Annotated in this window: 20 protein-coding genes; 17 read left to right on the top strand and 3 right to left on the bottom strand. The window is 75.3% G+C overall.

Translation table 11 applies throughout. The annotated features are described in order from the left end of the window. Position 1: 1 nt before the first annotated feature. From IE245_RS32395 to IE245_RS32365, 7 genes are all read left to right on the top strand, one after another. Entirely contained in the window at positions 2–2,089 is a 2,088-nt protein-coding gene (locus IE245_RS32395; protein ID WP_189954217.1) for an ATP-binding protein, read from the top strand. A 44-nt stretch (positions 2,090–2,133) separates the two neighbouring features. Further along, the gene (locus IE245_RS32390; RefSeq protein ID WP_189954215.1) at positions 2,134–3,261 is read left to right on the top strand and encodes a sulfite oxidase; all 1,128 of its coding nucleotides are present in this window, start codon (positions 2,134–2,136) and stop codon (positions 3,259–3,261) included. Positions 3,262–3,332: 71 nt separating this feature from the next. Further along, a complete protein-coding gene (gene nadE / locus IE245_RS32385) occupies positions 3,333–4,163 on the top strand; it encodes an NAD(+) synthase (RefSeq protein WP_308436645.1) in 831 nt (276 codons plus the stop codon). A gap of 108 nt (positions 4,164–4,271) precedes the next feature. Then, complete coding sequence (locus tag IE245_RS32380; RefSeq protein ID WP_189954213.1) at positions 4,272–4,667, top strand: VOC family protein; 396 nt, start codon at positions 4,272–4,274, stop codon at positions 4,665–4,667. Between the two features lie 65 nt (positions 4,668–4,732). After that, positions 4,733–6,040, top strand: coding sequence for an alpha/beta fold hydrolase (locus IE245_RS32375; protein ID WP_189954211.1), 1,308 nt, complete (start codon positions 4,733–4,735; stop codon positions 6,038–6,040). A 134-nt stretch (positions 6,041–6,174) separates the two neighbouring features. Then, on the top strand, positions 6,175–7,107 hold the full coding sequence (locus IE245_RS32370; protein ID WP_189954209.1) for an SIS domain-containing protein: 933 nt from the start codon (positions 6,175–6,177) through the stop codon (positions 7,105–7,107). Further along, a complete protein-coding gene (locus tag IE245_RS32365) occupies positions 7,104–7,865 on the top strand; it encodes a PIG-L deacetylase family protein (protein ID WP_189954206.1) in 762 nt (253 codons plus the stop codon). Before IE245_RS32370 ends, IE245_RS32365 begins: the two co-directional genes overlap by 4 nt. Before the next feature lie 51 nt (positions 7,866–7,916). Here IE245_RS32365 and IE245_RS32360 read toward each other — a convergent pair whose 3' ends face one another. Both IE245_RS32360 and IE245_RS32355 read right to left on the bottom strand, forming a co-directional pair. After that, the gene (locus IE245_RS32360; RefSeq protein WP_189954204.1) at positions 7,917–8,696 is read right to left on the bottom strand and encodes a VOC family protein; all 780 of its coding nucleotides are present in this window, start codon (positions 8,694–8,696) and stop codon (positions 7,917–7,919) included. A 179-nt stretch (positions 8,697–8,875) separates the two neighbouring features. Continuing rightward, positions 8,876–9,826: an NAD(P)/FAD-dependent oxidoreductase gene (locus IE245_RS32355; protein ID WP_229851800.1), complete on the bottom strand. Its 951-nt coding sequence runs from the start codon at positions 9,824–9,826 to the stop codon at positions 8,876–8,878. Between the two features lie 67 nt (positions 9,827–9,893). On the opposite strand from IE245_RS32355, the gene IE245_RS32350 reads away from it, so the two are divergent. The 4 genes from IE245_RS32350 (at position 9,894) to IE245_RS32335 (ending at position 13,825) form a co-directional block, all read left to right on the top strand. Next, positions 9,894–10,481 carry a helix-turn-helix domain-containing protein gene (locus tag IE245_RS32350; protein WP_189954202.1) on the top strand — a complete coding sequence of 196 codons (588 nt, stop codon included), beginning with the start codon at positions 9,894–9,896 and terminating at the stop codon, positions 10,479–10,481. Between the two features lie 109 nt (positions 10,482–10,590). Then, on the top strand, positions 10,591–11,559 hold the full coding sequence (locus tag IE245_RS32345; RefSeq protein ID WP_189954200.1) for an NADPH:quinone oxidoreductase family protein: 969 nt from the start codon (positions 10,591–10,593) through the stop codon (positions 11,557–11,559). Further along, positions 11,556–12,743 carry an acyl-CoA dehydrogenase family protein gene (locus IE245_RS32340; protein ID WP_189954198.1) on the top strand — a complete coding sequence of 396 codons (1,188 nt, stop codon included), beginning with the start codon at positions 11,556–11,558 and terminating at the stop codon, positions 12,741–12,743. Before IE245_RS32345 ends, IE245_RS32340 begins: the two co-directional genes overlap by 4 nt. Continuing rightward, complete coding sequence (locus tag IE245_RS32335; protein WP_189954196.1) at positions 12,740–13,825, top strand: acyl-CoA dehydrogenase family protein; 1,086 nt, start codon at positions 12,740–12,742, stop codon at positions 13,823–13,825. The genes IE245_RS32340 and IE245_RS32335 overlap by 4 nt, the downstream gene beginning before the upstream one ends. Positions 13,826–13,873: 48 nt before the next feature. Here IE245_RS32335 and IE245_RS32330 read toward each other — a convergent pair whose 3' ends face one another. Next, a complete protein-coding gene (locus IE245_RS32330) occupies positions 13,874–14,560 on the bottom strand; it encodes a class I SAM-dependent methyltransferase (protein ID WP_189954193.1) in 687 nt (228 codons plus the stop codon). Positions 14,561–14,684: 124 nt separating this feature from the next. Here IE245_RS32330 and IE245_RS32325 point away from each other — a divergent pair, with 124 nt between their 5' ends. From IE245_RS32325 to IE245_RS32300, 6 genes are all read left to right on the top strand, one after another. Beyond that, on the top strand, positions 14,685–16,304 hold the full coding sequence (locus IE245_RS32325) for an ABC transporter substrate-binding protein (protein ID WP_189954192.1): 1,620 nt from the start codon (positions 14,685–14,687) through the stop codon (positions 16,302–16,304). Then, the gene (locus tag IE245_RS32320; RefSeq protein WP_189954190.1) at positions 16,301–17,293 is read left to right on the top strand and encodes an ABC transporter permease; all 993 of its coding nucleotides are present in this window, start codon (positions 16,301–16,303) and stop codon (positions 17,291–17,293) included. Before IE245_RS32325 ends, IE245_RS32320 begins: the two co-directional genes overlap by 4 nt. Then, entirely contained in the window at positions 17,286–18,122 is an 837-nt protein-coding gene (locus IE245_RS32315) for an ABC transporter permease (RefSeq protein WP_031007590.1), read from the top strand. The genes IE245_RS32320 and IE245_RS32315 overlap by 8 nt, the downstream gene beginning before the upstream one ends. Further along, positions 18,119–19,111, top strand: coding sequence for an ABC transporter ATP-binding protein (locus tag IE245_RS32310; RefSeq protein WP_229851797.1), 993 nt, complete (start codon positions 18,119–18,121; stop codon positions 19,109–19,111). The genes IE245_RS32315 and IE245_RS32310 overlap by 4 nt, the downstream gene beginning before the upstream one ends. After that, entirely contained in the window at positions 19,104–19,772 is a 669-nt protein-coding gene (locus IE245_RS32305) for an ABC transporter ATP-binding protein (protein ID WP_189954186.1), read from the top strand. The genes IE245_RS32310 and IE245_RS32305 overlap by 8 nt, the downstream gene beginning before the upstream one ends. Before the next feature lie 118 nt (positions 19,773–19,890). Further along, positions 19,891–20,085, top strand: a complete 195-nt coding sequence (locus IE245_RS32300) for a hypothetical protein (RefSeq protein WP_169091225.1) — start codon at positions 19,891–19,893, stop codon at positions 20,083–20,085. Positions 20,086–20,472: the final 387 nt, after the last annotated feature.

The following is a 20,472-nucleotide window of genomic DNA, read 5'->3' as shown; positions in this document are numbered from 1 at the left end:
CATGAGGGACACTGCTCCCGTGCGTGGACATCTACCGGACGAGAACCCGGGTTTCACAGGCCGCCGCACGGAACTGACGCGCATCACCGCCGCGTTGGCGGAACACCGCCTCGTCACCGTGACCGGCGTCGGCGGCGTCGGCAAGACCCGGCTCGCGCTGCGCGCCGCCCACCGCGTGCGCCACCACCACCCCGACGGCGCCTGGTGGACCGACCTCGGACAGCTCGACGGCGAACGCCTCCTCGTCGCCCTCGTCTCCGACTCCGTCGACCTCGCCGACCACACCCCCGGCACCGACACCGGCGCCCTGCGCCGCCGCCTCGCCGAAGCCCGCCTCCTCCTCGTCCTCGACTGCTGCGACCACCTCGCCGACGCCTGCGGCCGGCTCGTCGCCGAACTCCTCGACGCCGCCCCCGGCCTCACCGTCCTCGCCACCTCCCGCCGCCCCCTCGGCGTCCCCGGCGAGCACACCGTCCTCCTCGACCCCCTGCCGCCCGCAGGCGACGACGCCCTCGCCCTCCTGCGCACCGCCACCGGCGAGGAGCTCCCCGCCGGGCCCGCCGCCGAGATCTGCGTCCGCCTCGAAGGCATACCCCTCGCCCTGGAGCTCGCCGCCGCCCAGATCCGGCTGCGGGGCGCCGAAGCCGTCCGCGACCAGCTCGGCAGCCGCCTCACCGCGCCCCCCGAGGCCCGCTTCGACCTCCTCGCCCACCCCGGGCGCGTCTGGCCCGCCCGCCACCGCACCCTGCGCGCCGCCATCGGCTGGAGCCACGAACTCGCCGGCCCCCTCGAACGGCTCCTCTGGGCCCGCCTCTCCGTCTTCCGCGGCCCCTTCGACCTCGCCACCGCCACCGCCGTCTGCACCGGCGGCCCCCTCACCCCCGACACCCTCCCCGCCGCCCTCGCCGGCCTCGTCCGCGCCTCCGTCGTCCGCCCCGCCGACGGCGCGGGCCGCCACCGCCTCCTCGACACCATCCGCGAGTACGGCGCCGGCTGGCTGGACCGCCTCGGCGAGACCGGCACCGTCGCCGACCGGCACGCCGCCCACTTCGGCGCCCTCGCCGCCCAGGGCAGGGCCGCCTGGCACGGCCCCCGCCAGCTCCACTGGCACCACGCCGTCGACACCCACCACACCGACCTGCGCACCGCCCTCGACCACCTCCTGCGCACCGACCCCGACGCCGCCCTCGACCTCATCGGCTCCGTCGCCTTCGCCTGGTCCTGCCGAGGCCGCCTCCGCGAGGCCCGCGCCGGACTCGAACGGGCCCTCCTCCTCAGCGAGGCCCGCGGCCGCGCCCGCACCCGCGCCCTGTGGGCCCTCGGCATCACCCTCGTCCTCCAGGGCGACCTCGGCCCCGCCCAGGACGCCGCCGAACGCTGCGCCCGCGAAGCCCGCCACACCGAGCACCCGCCGGAACGCCCCTGGGCGCCCTCGGAGCCGTACGGACCCGGCGAGCTCACCCTCGACGCCGCCGCCCTCGCCGGCCTCCTCGCCCTCACCACCGGCCGCGCCCACGCCGCCCTCGTCGTCGTCGACCACGTCCTCGCCTCGGCGCGCGGCACCACGGCCGGGTCCGCCGCCACCCTCCGCTGCCGGCTGGTCCGCGTCTTCGCCCTCACCGGCCTCGGCCGCCTCGCCGAGGCCCGCGCCGACGCCCTCGCCCTCCGCACCCTCTGCGACACCCTCGACGAGCACTGGACCCGCACCGCCCTGGAGTACCAGCTCGCCCTCGCCGGCCTCCTCGAAGGCGACCCCGCCACCGCCGCCGCCCACGCCCGCGCCATGCTCGCCGGCACCCGCGCCCTCGGCGCCGGCCTCGGCGTCGCCCTCGGCCTCGACGTCCTCGCCACCGCCCACGCCGCCGCCGGCGACGGCGAACGCGCCGCCGACGTCTCCGGCACCGGCGAGGCCCACTGGCGGGCCACCGGCCAGCCCCGCCGCGGCCTGCCCGGCCTGCGCGCCCTCCACGCCCACTACACCGCCGGCGTCCGCGCCGCCCTCGGCGAACCCGCCTACGAGGAGATCTTCCTCCGCGCCCTCACCGACCTCCCCCAGGCGGGCCTCGACCGCGCCCTCGGCACCGCCTGACCGCCCACCGGGCGGAGCCGCCCCGCACGGCGCACCATGGGTCCATGGACCGATCGCCGGGCGACCTCGGTGCCGTCAGCGGTCCGGCCCGCGTCGCCGGACCGGACGAGGGCCTCACCCCGCAGGAACTGGCCCTCGCCACCCGCAACCACGGACTTCCGCTGGAAGCCCTGCGGTACGACGTCACCCCGCCCGGCCTCCACTACGTCCTCGTCCACTACGACATCCCCGACACCGACCCCGACGCCTGGCGGCTCACGATCGGCGGCCGGGTGCTCCGCCCGCTCGACCTGGACCTCGACGCCCTCCGCGCCCGCCCCGCCACCACCCGCCGCGTCACCCTGGAGTGCGCCGGGAACGGCCGCGCCCGGCTCGCCCCCCGGCCCGTCAGCCAGCCCTGGCTCGTCGAGGCCGTCGGCACCGCCGACTGGACCGGGGTCCCCCTCGCCGCCCTCCTCGCCGAGGCCGGTGTCGCCGAGGACGCCGTCGAGGCCGTCCTCACCGGCGCCGACCACGGCGTGGAACGCGGCGTCGAACAGGACTACCGCCGCTCCCTGCCGCTCGCCACCGCCGCCGACCCCGCCCGGGACGTCCTCGTCGCGTACGCCATGAACGGCGCCCCGCTGCCGCCCCAGCACGGCAGCCCGCTCCGGCTCGTCGTCCCCGGCTGGTACGGCATGGCCCACGTGAAGTGGCTGCGCGACATCACCCTCACCGCCACCCCCTACACCGGCTACCAGCAGAGCGCCGCCTACCGCCTCCGCCAGGAACCCGACGAGCCGGGCGAACCCGTCACCCTCGTCGCCCCCCGCGCCCTCATGGCCCCGCCCGGCTTCCCCGACTTCCTGTCCCGCGCCCGCGTCGTCCGCCCCGGGCCCGTCCCCCTCACCGGCCGTGCCTGGTCCGGCCACGGCCCCGTCACCCGGGTCCAGGTCAGCGAGGACGGCGGCGCCGCCTGGACCGACGCCGAACTCGTCCACGACCCCGCCCACCCCTGGGCCTGGGCCGCCTGGCACACCACCTGGAACGCCACCCCGGGCCTGCGCCACCTCACCGTCCGGGCCACCGACGCCACCGGCCGCTCCCAGCCCCTCGCCGCCCCCTGGAACCGCGGCGGCTTCGCCAACAACCTCGTCCAGCGCGTCGAGGTGCTCTGCGCCCCGGGCCCCTGACCGGGCCTTCGCCCCGCACCCCGCTAAAGTCGGAACCGTCGCCCGCACCCCCTTCCGACGAGGAGCCCTCCGTGACCGACCCGGCGCCCATCGCCCGCCAGCAGCAGATCGCCCGCGAGCTCCAGGTCCCCGAGTCCTTCGACCCGGCCGTCGAGATCGAGCGCCGGGTGGCCTTCCTCACCGAGCGCCTCACCACCACCGGACTGCGCTCCCTCGTCCTCGGCATCAGCGGCGGCGTGGACTCCACCACCGCCGGCCGGCTCTGCCAGCTCGCCGTGGAGCGCGCCCGCGCCGCCGGCCACGAGGCGACCTTCTACGCCATGCGCCTGCCGTACGGCGTCCAGGCCGACGAGAAGGACGCCCGGACCGCCCTCGACTTCATCCGCGCCGACCAGGTCCTCACCGTCGACGTCAAGCCGGCCAGCGACGCCGCCCTCGACGCCGTCCGGGCCGCCGGGGCCGCCTTCCGCGACGCCCACCACGAGGACTTCGTGCACGGCAACATCAAGGCCCGCCAGCGCATGATCGCCCAGTACGCGGTCGCCGGCGCCCAGGACGGCCTGGTCGTCGGCACCGACCACGCCGCCGAGGCCGTCTCCGGCTTCTTCACCAAGTTCGGCGACGGCGCCGCCGACCTCGTCCCGCTCACCGGCCTCACCAAGCGCCGGGTCCGCGCCGTCGCCGCCGAGCTCGGCGCCCCCGACTCCCTGGTCTGGAAGGTCCCGACCGCCGACCTGGAGACCCTGGACCCGGGCAAGCCCGACGAGGACGCCCTGGGCGTCACGTACGACGACATCGACGACTTCCTGGAGGGCAAGCCGGTCGCCGAGGCCGCCTACGCCTCGATCGTCCGCCGCTACGAGCTCACCGAGCACAAGCGCCGGCTGCCGATCGCGCCCTGAGCGCCGAGGGGGCGGCGAACGCCCGGGCCGCCCCGCGCGCCCCTCGCCGGACAGGCGGATCCTGGAAGGGTGGGAGCCCCGCCACCCGGGGCCCCGGAAGGGAGCACCATGTTCGGCGAGACGACGGCGTACAGCAGCTTCGCGGTGGACGACCTGGATGCCGCACGCGCCTTCTACGGCGACCGGCTCGGCCTGACCGTGGGGGAGAGCGGGACCGGGGACATGCGGATGCTGTTCCTGACCCTGCCGGGCGGGGCCCGGGTCTTCGTCTACCCCAAGGAGGACCACACCCCGGCCTCCTTCACCGTCCTCAACTTCGAGGTCGACGACATCGACCGGGCCGTCGACGACCTGGTCTCCCGGGGCGCCACCTTCGAGCGCTACCCGGAGTTCGAGGCCGACGAGAAGGGCGTCGTCCGGGGCGCGGGCGACGGCGGCCCGGCGGGCATCGCCTGGTTCACCGACCCGGCCGGAAACGTCATCGCGGTGATGCAGGCCTCCTGAAGCCCGCCGCGCCGGTCCGTGATCCACTGGGTGCGTACGGAGCAGGACCACCCGCAGGAGCACCGTTGACCACCTACCGTCAGCCCGGCGTCGTCGTCACCGACCACCAGTTCCCCGTCCCCCTCGACCACGCCCGCCCCGACGGCGAGCAGATCGAGGTGTACGGCCGCGAGCTCGTCGCCTCCGGGCTCGGCGAGCGGGAGCGCGAGCGGCTCCCCTGGCTGGTCTACCTGGAGGGCGGCCCCGGCTTCGGCGCCCGCCGCTTCATCGGCCGGCAGGCGTGGATCGGGCGGGCCGTGCGCGACCACCGGGTCCTCCTGCTCGACCAGCGCGGCACCGGCCGCTCCACCCCGGCCAACCGGCAGACCCTCCCGCTGCGCGGCGACGCCGCCGCGCAGGCCGACTACCTCGCGCACTTCCGCGCCGACTCGATCGTCCGGGACTGCGAGCTGATCCGCCGCCGCCTCACCGGCGGCGCCCCCTGGACGGTCCTCGGCCAGAGCTTCGGCGGCTTCTGCGCCGTCCACTACCTCTCCACCGCCCCCGAGGGCCTGGAGCGGGTCCTGATCACCGGCGGCCTGCCGTCCCTCGACGCCACCGCCGACGAGGTCTACACCGCCGCCTACCCGCGGATGCGGCGCAAGAACGAGGCGCACTTCGCCCGCTACCCGCGCGACGCCGAACGCGTCCGGGCGATCGCCGCCCACCTCCTGGAGCACGAGGTCACGCTCCCCGGCGGCGGCCTCCTCACCGTCGAGGCGTTCCAGTCCCTCGGCATCCTCCTCGGCTCCGGCGACGGCACCCACCAGCTCCACCACCTCCTGGAGGGCGCCTTCGTGCCCACCCCCACCGGACCCGCCCTCGCCGACGCCTTCCTGGAACAGGTCCAGGCCCAGCTCTCGTACGCCGGCCACCCCCTGTACGCCGTCCTCCACGAGGCCATCTACGCCCAGGGCCAGGGCCCCACGGACTGGGCCGCCGAGCGGGTCCGCGCCGACTTCCCCGAGTTCGACGCCGCCGGTGCCCTCGCCTCCGGCGCCCCCGTCCTCCTCACCGGCGAGACCGTCCACCCCTGGCACTTCACCACCGACCCGGCGCTGCGCCCGCTGCGCGAGACCGCCGAGCTGCTCGCCGGGCGGGACGACTGGACGCCGCTGTACGACCCCGAGCGGCTCGCCGCCAACCGGGTGCCGGTGGCCGCCGCCGTCTACCACGACGACATGTACGTCGACACCGCCCACTCCCTGGAGACCGCCCGGGCGATCCGGGGGCTGCGCACCTGGGTGACCGACGAGTTCGAGCACGACGGCGTCCGCGCCGGCGGCCCGCGCGTCCTCGACCGCCTCCTCGCCCTCTCCCGCGACGAACTCTGACGCCGTACGCCGTACGCCGTACGCGCCCCGCACGGACGCGGCCACGGCCCCGGGTCCGGCGCGCGCGAAAGTCCAAGCGCCGGACCCCGATCGCACATGGTCCCGGCGGGTCACGGACCGCTACAACTCGGTGCATGAGCGCACACGTCACCGCCGAGATCGCCGGCCAGCCCGACTCCTGGCGCCGCGCCGCCGCCCTCGCGGGCCCGCTCGCCGACCGGCTGCCCCGGTCCGGCGAGCGGGTGGCGGTCGTCGGCTGCGGCACCTCGTACCTGATCGCCCGCGCCTACGCGGCCCTGCGGGAGTCCCTCGGCGCGGGCGAGACCGACGCCTTCCCCGCCTCCGAGCGGACCCCGCTCGGCCGGGGCTACGACCGGCTCGTGGCCCTCACCCGCTCCGGTACGACCACCGAGGTCGTCGACCTCCTCGGCGGCGCGGCGGGCCGGCTGCCCACCCTCGTCCTCACCGGCGTCCCGGACAGCCCCGCCGGCCGGCTCGCCGACCGGGTCGTGGACCTCTCCTTCGCCGACGAACGCTCCGTCGTCCAGACCCGTTTCGCGACCACCGCCCTGCAACTCCTGCGCGCGGGGCTCGGCGTGGACCTCGGGCCCTCCCTCGCCGACGCCGAGCTCGCCCTCTACGAACCCCTGCCCCCGGCGTGGGAACGGCGCGTCCAGTTCACCTTCCTCGGCACCGGCTGGACCGTCGGCCTCGCCGACGAGGCGGCGCTCAAGCTCCGCGAAGTCGCCCGCGTCTGGACGGAGTCGTACCCGGCGATGGAGTACCGCCACGGTCCGATCAGCATCAGCGACCGGACCAGCCTCGTCTGGTGCCTCGGGCCCGCACCGTCCGGGCTGCGCGAGGAAGTCGAGTCCACCGGCGCCCTGTTCACCGCCGACGCCGTCGACCCGGTCGCCGCCCTGGTCCGCGCCCAGCGCCTCGCCGTCGCCCTCGCCGCCCGGCGCGGACTCAACCCCGACCGCCCCCGCCACGTCTCCCGCTCCGTCATCCTCGCCGGAGCGTTCCGCCCGACCGCGGCCGACGCGGCCCGTATCCTGCGGGCATGATCGACACCGAAGCCACCGACCTGCCCGAGCTGCCGGAGCTGCCGGGGGACTGGCAGCGAGCCCTCGCCGTCGTCGCCCACCCCGACGACCTCGAGTACGGCTGCGCGGCGGCCGTGGCGAGCTGGACCGACGCCGGCAAGGAAGTCGTCTACCTGCTGGTCAGCCGTGGCGAGGCCGGCATCGACACGCTCGCCCCGGAGGTGTGCGGCCCGCTGCGCGAACGCGAGCAGCGGGCGAGCGCCGCCGTCGTCGGCGTGGACACCGTCGAGTTCCTCGACCACCGCGACGGCGTCATCGAGTACGGCACCGCGCTGCGCCGCGACATCGCCGCCGCGATCCGCCGCCACCGCCCCGACCTCGTCGTGACCCTCAACCACCGGGACACCTGGGGCGACGGCCCCGGCGCTCCCCGCAACACCCCCGACCACGTGGCCGTGGGCCGCGCCACCCTCGACGCGGCGTCGGACGCGGGCAACCGCTGGATCTTCCCCGAGCTGACCGAGCGGGGCCTGGAGCCCTGGGACGGCGTCCGTCACGTCGCCGTCGCCGCCTCCAGCACCCCGACCCACGCCGTCGACGCGGGCCCCGGCCTGGAGCGCGCCGTCGAGTCCCTGCTCTGCCACCGCGCCTACATCGAGGCCCTGACGGAGCAGGAACCGGAGGAGTACGTCAGGGAGTTCATGACGGCCGCCACCTCCCGGGACGCCGCCCGCTTCGGCGGCCGCCCGGCGGTGACCTTCGAGCTCTTCCCCCGCTAGGGCCTGTCTGACCATGGGCGTCGGATCAGGCCCTGGGGGACGTCCTGCCGGTCAGCCCGTCGGCGCCGGCTTCAGGACGGCGAACTCGGCACCGGAGGGATCGGCGAACCAGGCGAGGCGGCCGACGTCGGGGATGTCGGCGGGCGGGAGCAGCACCGTGCCGCCGGAGACGGTCACCGCGTCCGCCGTCGCGTCGGCGTCCTCGACCGCGAAGTAGGGGACCCAGCGGGACCGTTCGCCGGAGCCCTGGAGTTCGGCGGCGCCGCCGAAGGAGGCGTCCTGCTGGTCGCCGTCGGCGGTGGAGATCACCCGGTACGTCATGCCGGGCGCCGCCATCTCGGCCCACCGCCACTCGAAGAGCGAGCGGTAGAAGTCGAGCGCGGCCTCCGGATCGGGCGTGTGGAGCTCCACCCACACCAGCGTGTTGGTGGACGAGGTGCGGTCGAGGCCCTTCACCGAGCCCGGCTGCCAGACGGCGAACTCGGCCCCCGCGGGGTCGGTGAGGGCGGCCATCCGCCCGGCGTCCATCACGTCCATGGCGCGGACGCGGACCCTGCCACCCTCGGCGGCCGTCACCATCTGCGTCGTGTCCGCGTCCGAGGCCTGGAAGTACACCGTCCACGCGCTGTGGGCCCCCTCCTCGGTGAGCGGTCCGAGGGCGGCCACCGTGGCCCCGTCCTGCTGGAAGAAGCCGTACCCGCCGGCCTCCGGGCCCGCCGAGCGGTACTCCCAGCCGAACACGGCGGCGTAGAACTCCGCCGCGGCGGTGGTGTCCGGGCTGCCGAGGTCGATCCAGCAGGGGGAGCCGTGGGTGTACCGGGTGTCGAGCATGGGCGGGTGCCGTCCTTCCGTCGTCCTGCCTCCGGGCCGGTTTCCGGCCACCATGGCCGATCCTGAAGCCGCCGCTGGAGCGACGCGACCGCTGCCGGCCCGGTTCATCCGACCGGCGCACCCTCCGGGCCCGGGCACCGGACGAGGCCGGGCCGGCCGGACGGACACCCCGGCACCGGTCAGCCGGCGCGCCCGTCCGCCTTCGCCGCCAGGTCGCCCATCAGCAGCTCCCCGTTGATGACCGTGCCGGCGCGGTAGCCGAGGCCCGCCGCGTTGACGACCTGCTCGGTCGGGCCCGTCACGTTCCCCGCCGCCCACACGCCCGGCACGCTCGTCCGGCCGGTCTCGTCCACCTTCACGAAGGAGCCGAAGGGCGTCTCGTACAGCTCCGCGCCGAGCTGCCGGAGCACCCCGTCGCGGGCGAGGAGCCGGGTCGCCGCCGCGAAGACGACCTCGCAGCCGACGGTCCGGCCGTCGGCGAGGCGGACCCCGGTCAGCCGGTCGTCCGCCACCGCGATCCCCTCGACCGCGCCCTCCACGGTCCGCACGCCCGCCGCGTCGAGGAGCCGGGCGTCCTGCTCCGTGAGGGCGGCGTCGTTCAGGAAGAGGGTGACGTCGGGGGACCAGTGCGAGACCATCAGCGCCTGGTGGGCGGGCATGGCCGCGTGGGCGATGACCCCGAAGGGCCGGTCGCGGACCTCCCAGCCGTGGCAGTACGGGCAGTGCAGCACGTCCCTGCCCCACCGCCCGGCCAGGCCCTCGATCTCCGGCAGTTCGTCGACGAGACCGGTCGCGACGACCAGCCGCCGGGCCGACAGCGCGGTGCCGTCGGCGAGCGTCAGGGCGAAGCCGTCACCGTCCCGGACCGCGCCCGTCACCTCCCCGGGCCGGACCTCGACCCCGTACGCGCGCAGTTCGTCGCGGCCGGTCGCCAGGAACTCCGCCGGGCTCATCCCGTCCCGCGACAGGTAGCCCTGCATGTGCGCGCTGGGCGCGTTGCGCGGCGCGCCCGCGTCGACGACCAGGGTGCGGCGGCGCGACCGGCCGAGGACCAGCGCGGCGCTCAGCCCGGCCGCCCCGCCGCCGATCACCACGACCTCGTAGCTGTTGTCCTCCATGAGTGCGTTCATGTGGGGAGAGTGGCCCGGCAGCCGTGCTCGCGGCAAGGAAACTTGCCGTTCCTGCAACACTGGACGCATGACCGAAGACGACCGCATCGACGCCGTGCTCACCGAGGTCGGCCCCCGGCTGCGCCGGGTCCGCCGCGACCGGGGGGTGACCCTGGCCGAGCTCTCCGCCGCCACCGGCATCTCCGTCTCCACCCTCTCCCGCCTGGAGTCCGGGCAGCGCAAGCCCAGCCTCGAACTCCTCCTGCCGCTCGCCCGCGCCCACCAGGTCCCGCTGGACGAGCTGGTCGGCGCCCCGCCGGTCGGCGACCCCCGGGTGCGGGCCCGCCCCATCGTCCGGCACGGCCGCACCATGTACCCGCTCACCCGCCAGCCCGGCGGCCTCCAGGCGTACAAGGTGGTCCAGGAGAAGGCCTCGGAGCAGCCGGACCCGCGGGTCCACGAGGGGTACGAGTGGCTGTACGTGCTCTCCGGGCGGCTCCGGCTCGTCCTGGGGGAGCACGACGTGGTGCTGACCGCCGGCGAGGCCGCCGAGTTCGACACCCGGGTGCCGCACTGGTTCGGCCCGACCGCCGACGGGCCGGTGGAGTTCCTCAGCCTGTACGGACCCCAGGGCGAGCGGATGCACGTACGGGCGCGGCCGAAGAAGTCCGGCTAGCGCCCGCTCCGGCCGGTGCGCGCCACGAAGTCCGGCCGAGTGGTTCCCTCAAGGGCAAGCGACCGCTTAGTATGCGGCCGACCGCTCGGTACGGACGGAGGCTCGACGGATGCAAGCATGGCGAGTGCACGAGAACGGCGAACCCGGCGCGGTGATGCGCCGCGAGGAGGTGGACACCCCCGAACCCGGCCCCGGCCAGGTCCTCCTCAAGGTCCGCGCCGCCAACGTCAACTTCCCCGACGCGCTGCTCTGCCGCGGCCACTACCAGGTCCGCCCGCCCCTGCCCTTCACCCCCGGCGTCGAGCTCTGCGGCGAGACCCCGGACGGGCGCCGCGTCATCGCCACCGCCGCCCTCCCGCACGGCGGCTTCGCCGACCACGCCCTCGCGGACGCCGCCACCCTCCTCCCGGCCCCCGACGCCCTCGACGACGCCGAGGCCGCCGCCCTCCACATCGGCTACCAGACCGGCTGGTTCGGCCTCCACCGCCGCGCCGCCCTCCGGGCCGGTGAGACCCTCCTCGTGCACGCCGCGGCCGGCGGCGTCGGCAGCGCCGCCGTCCAGCTCGGCAAGGCCGCCGGCGCCACCGTCATCGGCGTGGTCGGCGGCCCCGACAAGGCCGCCGTCGCCCGCGCCCTCGGCTGCGACGTCGTGATCGACCGCCGCGCCGAGGACGTCGTCGCCGCCGTCAAGGCCGCCACCGGCGGCCGCGGCGCCGACGTGATCTACGACCCCGTCGGCGGCGACGCCTACCAGCAGTCCGCCAAATGCGTCGCCTTCGAGGGCCGGATCGTCGTCGTCGGCTTCGCGAGCGGCACCATCCCCGCCCCCGCCCTCAACCACGCCCTGGTGAAGAACTACTCCGTCCTGGGCCTCCACTGGGGCCTCTACGCCCGGCTCGACCCGGCCGCCGTGCTCCAGTGCCACGACACCCTCACCGCCCTCGCCGCCAAGGGGACCGTCAAGCCGCTCGTCGCCGAACGCGTCCCCTTCGCCGGTGCCGCCGACGCCGTCCAGCGCGTCGCCGACGGCACCACCACCGGCCGCCTGGTCGTCCTCCCGGAAGGAGCCCGCGCATGACCGACGCCGCCGAACTCAAGGCGCGCACCCGGGCCCTGCTCGCCGAGCACCCGCCCGCCGAAACCGACCGGCCGGACTTCCTCCGCGCCCGCTTCGACGCCGGCCTCGCCTGGGTCCACTACCCCGCCGGCCTCGGCGGACTCGACGCCCCCCGCGCCCTCCAGGCCGTCGTCGACGCCGAACTCGCCGCCGCCGGAGCCCCCGACAACGACCCCCGCCGCATCGGCATCGGCCTCGGCATGGCCGCCCCCACCCTCCTCGCGTACGGCTCCGACGAGGTCAGGTCCCGCTTCCTCAAGCCCCTGTGGACCGGCGAGGAGGTCTGGTGCCAGCTCTTCAGCGAGCCCGGCGCCGGCTCCGACCTCGCGGCCCTCGGCACCCGCGCCGTCAGGGACGAGGCCACCGGCGACTGGATCGTCGACGGCCAGAAGGTGTGGACCTCCAGCGCCCACACCGCCCGCTGGGCCATCCTCATCGCCCGCACCGACCCCGACCTGCCCAAGCACCGGGGCATCACCTACTTCGTCTGCGACATGACCGACCCCGGAGTCGAGGTCAGGCCGCTGCGCCAGATCACCGGCGAGGCCGAGTTCAACGAGGTCTTCCTCACCGGCGTCCGCATCCCCGACGCCCACCGCCTCGGCGAGGCGGGCGACGGCTGGCGCGTCGCCCAGACCACCCTCATGAACGAGCGGGTCTCCATCGGCGGCGCCCGCATCCCCCGCGAGGGCGGCATGATCGGCAAGGCCGCCGGCGTCTGGCGCGACCGCCCCGAACTGCGCACCCACGCCCTCCACCGCCGCCTCCTCGACCTCTGGGTCGACGCCGAGGTCGCCCGCCTCACCGGCGAGCGGCTGCGCCAGCAGCTCGTCGCCGGCCAGCCCGGCCCCGAGGGCAGCGCCATGAAGCTCGGCTTCGCCCGCCTCAACCAGGCCATCAGCGGTCTGGAGGTCGAACTCCTCGCCGACGAGGGGCTGCTGTACGGGGACTGGACGATGGTCCGGCCCGACCACGTCGACTTCACCGGCCGCGACGCGGGCTACCGCTACCTGCGCTCCAAGGGCAACTCCATCGAGGGCGGGACGACCGAGGTGCTCCTCAACATCGTCGCCGAACGCGTCCTCGGCCTGCCGCCCGAGCCCCGCAACGACAAGGACGTCCCCTGGAAGGACCTCGCCCGATGACCCGACAGCCGGACCTGCTCTACTCCGACACCGAGGACGACCTGCGGGCCGCCGTCCGCTCCCTGCTCACCGACCGGGCGGACACCCGGACCGTCCTCGACCGCGTCGAGGAGCCGAGCCCGTACCTCCCCGGCCTCTGGGAGGCCCTCGCGAGCGGGATCGGCGCCGCCGGACTCCTCGTCCCGGAGAAGCTCGGCGGCCAGGGCGCGAGCCACCGCGAGGCGGCCGTCGTCCTGGAGGAGCTCGGCCGGGCCGTCACCCCCGCCCCGTACCTCACCGGCTCGGTGATGGCGACCGAGACGCTGCTCGCCCTCGCCGCCGACGGCGGCCCGGCGGCCGACCTGCTCGCCGCGCTGGCGAGCGGCGAACGCGTCGCCGTCCTCGCCCTGCCCTTCTCCACCGCGCCCCGGAAGCCGATCGAGCCCGGACACCGCGTCCCCGCCGTCGCCGACGCCCTCGCCGCCGACGTCCTCCTCGTCCCGCGCCCCGACGGCCTGTACGCCGTCGACGCCGCGGACGCCGTGGTCACGCCCCGGTCCTCGCTCGACCTGACCCGGCCGCTCGCCGTCGTCGACACCCGCGACGCCGAGGGCGTCCGCCTCGCGGGCCCCGAGGCAGGGCCCGCCGCGGTCCGCCGCGGCCTGCTCGCCGGCGCCGGTCTGCTCGCCTCCGAGCAGCTGGGCATCGCCGAGTGGTGCCTGGAGGAGACCGTCCGCCACACCAAGGAGCGGTACCAGTTCAACCGGCCGATCGGCTCCTTCCAGGCGCTCAAGCACCGCATGGCCCACCTCTGGCTGGACCTCGTCGGAGCCCGGGCGGCGGCCCGCGCCGCCGCCGACGCCCTCGCCACCGGCGCCCCCGACGCCGAACTGACGGTGGCCGTCGCCCAGGCGTACTGCTCCGGGGTCGCCGTCCGCGCCGCCGAGGAGTGCGTCCAGCTGCACGGCGGCATCGGCATGACCTGGGAGCACCCGGCCCACCTGGCGCTCAAGCGCGCCAAGGCCGACCAGCTCGCCCTCGGCTCCGCCGGCCACCACCAGGACGTGATCGCCGCCCTGGCGGACCTCCCCGCCCCGGCCTGACCCGCCGCAGCGCGGCCGGGGACCCCGCGGGCCCCCGGCCGCCGCGCCTCACCCGCCCGCGCCCGCCCCGCGGCGCGCGTAACAGAACAGGTGCTCCTCGGGCTCGCCGCCCTCCACCTCGGGCGTGAAGACCGACAGGTCGTGGTGGAGCACCTCCAGACCGCCCTCCTCCCGCAGCAGCCCCAGGTACGCCTCGGCCGAGAAGCTGGAGACCCGCGCCCGGCGCCCCATCCAGGTGATCTCCAGGCCCTCGACGTCCGCCGGGACCGTCGCCGACACCAGCAGCCCGCCCGGCACCAGCCACGAGGCCATCCGGCGCACCGCCAGGACCTGGTCCTCCCGGTCCATCATCAGCAGCGGGAAGAAGGCGCACACCGCGTCGTACCCCTCCTCCGGAGGAGTGTGGTCCCGGACGTCCACCTGCTCGAACCGCGCCCCGGGCACCTGCTCCCGGGCCAGTTCGACCATCGTCGGGGAGACGTCGATCCCGGTCACCTCGCATCCCGCGGCGGCGAGCAGCGCCGCGACCGGCCGTCCCGTACCGCTGCCGACGTCCAGCACCCGGGCCCCGGCCGGCAGCCGCCCGGTCAGCCACTCGACCGCCGCGAGCTGCGCGGGCAGCCGCCCGAACGCCCGCTCGTAGTCGAGCCCCACCCCGTCGAACAGCTCGGCGGCCCCCAGCACGGCCCCCGCCCCGGCCGGACCCGCCGCCCCGTCCTCGTACCCGTCGCCCATGCGTCCGCTCCCGTGTCGTCGGTGTCCGGAGCGGCCTACCCCGCCCTGGGCCCCGCCGCACCCGTACGGTTTAATTGCGAGTTGTTCGCAATAACAGTTGATCTTCAAAAGGGGTGTGGGCACGATGGCCGCCCGAACCGTCCGCCGCGCGACCGCCGCGACCGTCACCGGGGCCCTCGCCCTGGCCACCGCGGCCTGCACGAACCCCGGCGCCGACACCGCCGGCCCCGCCGGCCCCAAGGACTCCGCCGTCGTCGGCATCGCCTACGAGCCCGACACCCTCAGCCCCCTCCTCGGCTACGGCAAGGACGGCAACTCCAAGATCTTCGACGGCCTCCTCGCCTTCGACGCCGACATGAAGCTCAAGCCGGCCCTCGCCCGCGAGCTCCCGCACGTCAGCGACGGCGGCCGCACCTACACCTACACCCTCCGCGACGGCGTCACCTTCAGCGACGGGGCCCCCTTCACCGCCAAGGACGTCGTCTTCACCTACCGGACGATCCTCGACCCGAAGACCAACAACCCCTCCCGCACCGAACTCGACGCCCTCGACAGCGTCGAGGCCGTCGGCGACGACACCGTGGTCTTCCGCCTCAAGTACCCCTACGCGGCCTTCGCCGAGCGCACCGTCCACGCCATCGCCCCCGAACACGTCGCCGCGAAGCAGGACGTCAACACCGGCGCCTTCACCACCCACCCCATAGGCACCGGCCCCTACGTCCTCACCGGCTGGTCCAAGGGCGAGAAGCTCACCTTCAAGGCCAACCCGAAGTACTGGAACGGCGCCCCCGCGGTGAAGAAGTTCACCATGGCGATCATCAAGGACGACGACGTCCGCGCCACCCGCCTCCGCGCCGGCGACCTCGACGGCGCCATCCTCCCGCCCAACCTCGCCGCCGGCTTCGCCGACGACAAGGCCAAGCGCACCTACACGGCCAAGACCTACGACTACCGCACGGTCACCCTCCCCACCCACAACCCCGTCGCCGGCGACACCGCCGTCCGCCGCGCCCTCGACATCGCCGTCGACCGCCAGACCATGGTCGACAAGATCCTCGACGGCGCCGGCAAGCCCGCCTACGGCCCCGTCCCCACCGACAGCCCCTGGTTCGCCCAGGGCACCGAGCGCCGCCACGACCTCGCCGGCGCCCAGAAGATCCTCGACGAGGCCGGCTGGAAGCCCGGCGCCGACGGCGTCCGCGCCAAGAACGGCGTCCGCGCCTCCTTCCCCCTCTGGTACCTCTCCGGCGACAAGCTCCGCCAGGACCACGCCCTCGCCTACGCCTCCGACGCCCGCAAGGCCGGCATCGAGATCAAGACCCAGGCCGGCACCTGGGAGGTCATCGAACCCCGCATGAAGACCGACGCCGTCCTCGCCGGCGGCGGCTCCCCCGGCGACCCCGACTTCGACCAGTACCTCCTGCTCAAGTCCACCCTCGCCGGCGACGGCTTCAACAACATGGCCTGGTACGACAACAAGGCCGTCGACCGCGCCCTCGAAGACGGCCGCCGCACGAACGACCACGCCCAGCGCAAGGCCGCGTACGACACCGTCCAGCGCGAACTCGCCGAGAACCCCGGCTACACCTTCCTCACCCACATCGACCACCTCTACGTCGTGAACGACTCCTGGGACGGCCTCGGCACCCAGGTCGAACCCCACGACCACGGCCTCGCCGCCGGCCCCTGGTGGAACGTCGAGACCTGGAAGCCCAAGAAGAACACCGGAGACACGAAGAAGTGAGCCGCCGCCTCCCCTGGGGGGCCATGGCCCGGATGACGGGACGGCGCGCCCTCGCCGCCGTCCCCGTCCTCCTCGGCGTCACCCTCGCCGTCTTCGCGGTCGCCGAAGCCTCCCCGTTCGACCCCGTCAAGGCCTACGCGGGCACCGCGGGCCTCACCGCCTCACAGGACAACCTCGACCAGCTCCGCCAGAACCTCGGCGTCGACCGGCCCCTCCTCACCCGCTGGTGGGAATGGCTCGGCTCCGCCGTCACCGGCGACCTCGGCGACTCCTCCGTCATGCGCCGCCCCGTCGCCGACGTCATCACCGAACGCCTCGGCTGGTCCGTCCTCCTCGCCGCCACCGCCTTCGCCGTCGCCATCGCGCTGGGCACCCTCCTCGGCGTCCTCGCCGGACGCCGCCGCGGCGGCCTCCTCGACCGGACCGTCAGCTCCCTCGCCTACACCCTGGAAGCCGCCCCCGCCTTCTGGCTCGGCCTCCTCGCCATCTGGTTCTTCTCCCTCGAACTCGGCGTCCTCCCCGCCGGCGGCCTCACCGACACCGCCAGCGACACCGTCACCCCCGACCAGGTCGCCCGCCACCTCGTCCTCCCCGCCCTCGTCCTCGGCCTCACCCAGCTGCCCTGGTTCTTCCTCTACGTCCGCCAGGGCGTCGGCGACGCCCTCGACGAGGACCCCGTCCGCGGCGCCCGCGCCCGCGGCCTCGCCGAACGCACCGTCCTCACCGGCCACGCCCTGCGCTCCGGCATGCTCCCGATGCTCACCCTCATCGGCTCCCGCGTCCCCGAGATCATCACCGGAGCCCTCCTCGTGGAGACCGTCTTCAGCTGGCCCGGCATCGCCGCCGCCACCGTCCAGGCCGCCACCGCCGTCGACTTCCCGCTGCTCGCCGCACTCACCGTGCTCGCCACCGCGGCCGTCCTCCTGGGCAACCTCCTCTCCGACCTCCTCTACGGCCTCGCCGACCCGAGGGTGGGCTTCGATGGCTGACCCCCGCACCCACCGCCTGCGCCTCTGGACCTCCGCGACCGTCGTCGGCGCCGTCGCCCTCGCCGTCCTCCTCGTCCCCCCGCTCGTCCACCTCGACGAACAGGCCGTCGACCTCTCCCAGAAGCTCCTGCCGCCCTCCTGGGACCACCCCTTCGGCACCGACGACGTCGGCCGCGACCTCCTCCTCCGCTGCGTCTACGGCCTGCGGATCTCCCTCCTCGTCGGCCTCGTCGCCGCCCTCGTCGCCACCGTCCTCGGCACCGCCGTCGGCGCCGCCGCCGGCGCCCTCGGCGGCTGGACCGACCGCACCCTCATGCGGCTCGTCGACGCCTTCTCCTCCGTGCCGCACCTGCTCCTCGGCATCTTCGTCGTCGCCCTCTTCCGCCCCGGCGTCTGGCCCGTCATCGCCTCCGTCGCGGTCACCCACTGGCTCTCCACCGCCCGCATCGTCCGCTCCGAGGTCCTCTCCCTGCGGACCCGCCCCCACATCGAGGCCGCCATCTCCGGCGGCGCCTCCCGCCGCCGCGTCGCCACCCGCCACCTGCTCCCCGCCGTCCTCCCGCAGGCCGGCCTCGCCGCCGTCCTGATGGTCCCGCACGCCATGTGGCACGAGTCCGCCCTCTCCTTCCTCGGGCTCGGCCTCCCCAGCCACCAGGCCAGCCTCGGCAACCTCGTCCAGTCCGCCCGCTCCTCCCTCCTCGCCGGCGACTGGTGGCCGACCCTCTTCCCCGGTCTCTTCCTCATCGTCCCCACCCTCGCCATCGCCGGCCTCGCCGGCGTCTGGCGCGACCGCCTCAACCCCCGCCGCCGATCGGAGCTCATGCTGTGAACGCCCGCGTCGCGCGCGCCCTCGACGCCGTCACCGCCGAACGCGCCGAGGACGCCCTCCTCAGCGTCCGCGGCCTCACCGTCCGCTTCCGCCTCCGCGGCGGCCGCACGGTCGCCGCCGTCACCGACGCCGACTTCGACCTGGCACCGGGGGAGTGCCTCGCCCTCGTCGGCGAATCCGGCTGCGGCAAGTCCGTCCTCGCCTCCGCCCTCCTCGGCCTCCTCCCCGCCAACGCCGAGACCAGCGGTACGGCCCTGATCGGCGGCACGGACCTCCTCGCCGCCGACGAGAAGACCCTCGCCCGCTCCGTACGCGGCCGGCGCATCGGACTCGTCCCCCAGAGCCCCGCCGCCCACCTCACCCCGGTCCGCACCGTACGGGCGCACCTGGAGGAGACCGTCCGGGCCCTCACCGACACCCCCCGCCCCGGCCGCCGCAAGGCCGCCGAGGACGCCGCCGAGCGCGCCGCCTTCCCCGCCACCCACCTCGACTCCTACCCGCACGAACTCTCCGGCGGCCTCGCCCAGCGCGCCGCCACCGCCCTCGCCCTCATCGGCGACGCCCCCCTCCTCCTCGCCGACGAACCCACCACCGGCCTCGACCGCGACCTCGTCGAACGCACCGCCGACGAACTCCGCCGCCACGCCGACGACGGCCGCGGCCTCCTCCTCATCACCCACGACCTCACCGCCGCCGCCCGCATCGCCGACCGCGTCGCCGTCATGTACGCGGGCCGGATCGTCGAGCTCGCCCCCGCCCACCGCTTCTTCGGCACCACCGGCCCCGACCACCCCTACGCCCGCGGCCTCCTCGACGCCCTTCCCGACCGCGCCTTCACCCCCGTCCCCGGCATGCCCCCGGAACTCTCCGCCCTCCCCGAGGGCTGCGCCTTCGCCCCGCGCTGCCCGCGCGCCACCGACCTCTGCGCCACCGTCCCGGCCCTCCGCGCCGGCGTGGCCTGCCACCACCCGGAGCGCCCCCGTGCTTGAACTCGACTCCGTCACCGCCGGATACGAGCCCCGCAGGCCGGTCTTCCGCGACGCCTCCCTGAGCATCGCCCCCGGCGAATCCGTCGGCCTCCTGGGCCCCAGCGGCTGCGGCAAGTCCACCCTCGCCCGCGTCGCCGCCCTCCTCCACCGCCCCGACGCCGGCCGCCTCGTCCTCGACGGCACCGAGGTCACCGCCTGGCGCCACCGCGCCCCCCGCGCGCAGCGCACCGCCGTCGGCGTCGTCTTCCAGCAGCCCCGCACCGCCGCCGACCCCCGCCTCACCCTCGCCGACCTCATCGCCGAGCCCCTCCGCGCCACCGGCCGCAAGGCCGAGGCGGCGGACCGCGTCGCCGAGCTCGCCCCCGCCGTCGGCCTCACCCCCGAACTCCTCACCCGCCGCCCCCACGCCGTCAGCGACGGCCAGCTCCAGCGCGCCTGCCTCGCCCGCGCCCTCACCCTGCGCCCCCGCTGGCTGGTCTGCGACGAGATGACCGCCATGCTCGACGCCTCCACCACGGCCGCCCTCGTCGCCGCCGTGGAGACCTACCGGCGGGAGACCGGCGCCGGCCTCCTCGCCGTCGGCCACGACCGCGTCCTCCTGAACCGCTGGTGCGACCGGACCGTGGAGTGGAAGGACTGCCTGCCGCACCCCGGCGCATGATCCTTTCGCCTGTCACCCGGATGGCCGCCCCGTCGTTCCCCCGGACGGATCGCCCATTCCGCCACACTGTCCGCCGAACGCCGCAATTCCGGTGCGGCAGAAGAAGGACGTGAGAGCGATGGCCGTTTCCGTTTCCGTCGTGGTGCTGCTCCTCGTACTGGCCGTGGTCTTCATGCGCAGCGGAGGCCTCAAGGTCACCCACGCCGTGGTCTGCGCCCTGCTCGGCTTCTTCCTGGCCGGTACGAGCATGGCCCCCACCATCCAGAACGGCGTCGCCGCCACGGCCGAGGTCGTGTCCAGCCTCCGCCCGTGATCACCCGTGGGGGTCGTCCGACCTGCGGGGTTGACACGGCTTCGCCCGATGCGTAATGTTCTTCGGGCTGTCCGACGTGAGCACCGACTCCGGTCGGCCCCGGACGGCCATTCCGCAGGAACCAACAAGAGCCTTACGTCCGCACATTCATCGTGTCGTGTCGTTCTGCTTTCCGTTCGTTTTTGCGAAATGGGGATCCGAAACCCCCGATTCGCATCGGGGGCGGGGAATCCGCTAATGTCTCACTCGTCGGAACGGCCCAACAGCCGGGAAGGCAAACCCCCTCCGACGGGGAATCGGACGCCGAAAGGATCTGATAGAGTCGGAAACGCAGGAAGCGCCCGGAGGGCCCGGAGACGGGAACGAAGGAAGCGTCCGCACCTTGAG

It is taken from the genome of Streptomyces roseolus, from assembly GCF_014649855.1.
GTDB classification, from domain to species: Bacteria; Actinomycetota; Actinomycetes; order Streptomycetales; family Streptomycetaceae; genus Streptomyces; species Streptomyces roseolus.
Note: the sequence above shows the minus strand (reverse complement) of the source record. Positions and strands in the feature narration are given on the sequence as shown.

Coding starts and splice junctions, on each gene's coding strand:
- IE245_RS32395 (WP_189954217.1), top strand. CDS start 2: ATGAGGGACACTGCTCCCGTGCGTGGACATCTACCGGACGAGAACCCG.
- IE245_RS32365 (WP_189954206.1), top strand. CDS start 7,104: ATGATCGACACCGAAGCCACCGACCTGCCCGAGCTGCCGGAGCTGCCG.
- IE245_RS32355 (WP_229851800.1), bottom strand. CDS start 9,826: ATGAACGCACTCATGGAGGACAACAGCTACGAGGTCGTGGTGATCGGC.
- IE245_RS32370 (WP_189954209.1), top strand. CDS start 6,175: ATGAGCGCACACGTCACCGCCGAGATCGCCGGCCAGCCCGACTCCTGG.
- IE245_RS32315 (WP_031007590.1), top strand. CDS start 17,286: ATGGCTGACCCCCGCACCCACCGCCTGCGCCTCTGGACCTCCGCGACC.
- IE245_RS32340 (WP_189954198.1), top strand. CDS start 11,556: ATGACCGACGCCGCCGAACTCAAGGCGCGCACCCGGGCCCTGCTCGCC.
- IE245_RS32330 (WP_189954193.1), bottom strand. CDS start 14,560: ATGGGCGACGGGTACGAGGACGGGGCGGCGGGTCCGGCCGGGGCGGGG.
- IE245_RS32360 (WP_189954204.1), bottom strand. CDS start 8,696: ATGCTCGACACCCGGTACACCCACGGCTCCCCCTGCTGGATCGACCTC.
- IE245_RS32335 (WP_189954196.1), top strand. CDS start 12,740: ATGACCCGACAGCCGGACCTGCTCTACTCCGACACCGAGGACGACCTG.
- IE245_RS32345 (WP_189954200.1), top strand. CDS start 10,591: ATGCAAGCATGGCGAGTGCACGAGAACGGCGAACCCGGCGCGGTGATG.
- IE245_RS32380 (WP_189954213.1), top strand. CDS start 4,272: ATGTTCGGCGAGACGACGGCGTACAGCAGCTTCGCGGTGGACGACCTG.
- IE245_RS32350 (WP_189954202.1), top strand. CDS start 9,894: ATGACCGAAGACGACCGCATCGACGCCGTGCTCACCGAGGTCGGCCCC.
- IE245_RS32300 (WP_169091225.1), top strand. CDS start 19,891: ATGGCCGTTTCCGTTTCCGTCGTGGTGCTGCTCCTCGTACTGGCCGTG.
- IE245_RS32325 (WP_189954192.1), top strand. CDS start 14,685: ATGGCCGCCCGAACCGTCCGCCGCGCGACCGCCGCGACCGTCACCGGG.
- IE245_RS32390 (WP_189954215.1), top strand. CDS start 2,134: ATGGACCGATCGCCGGGCGACCTCGGTGCCGTCAGCGGTCCGGCCCGC.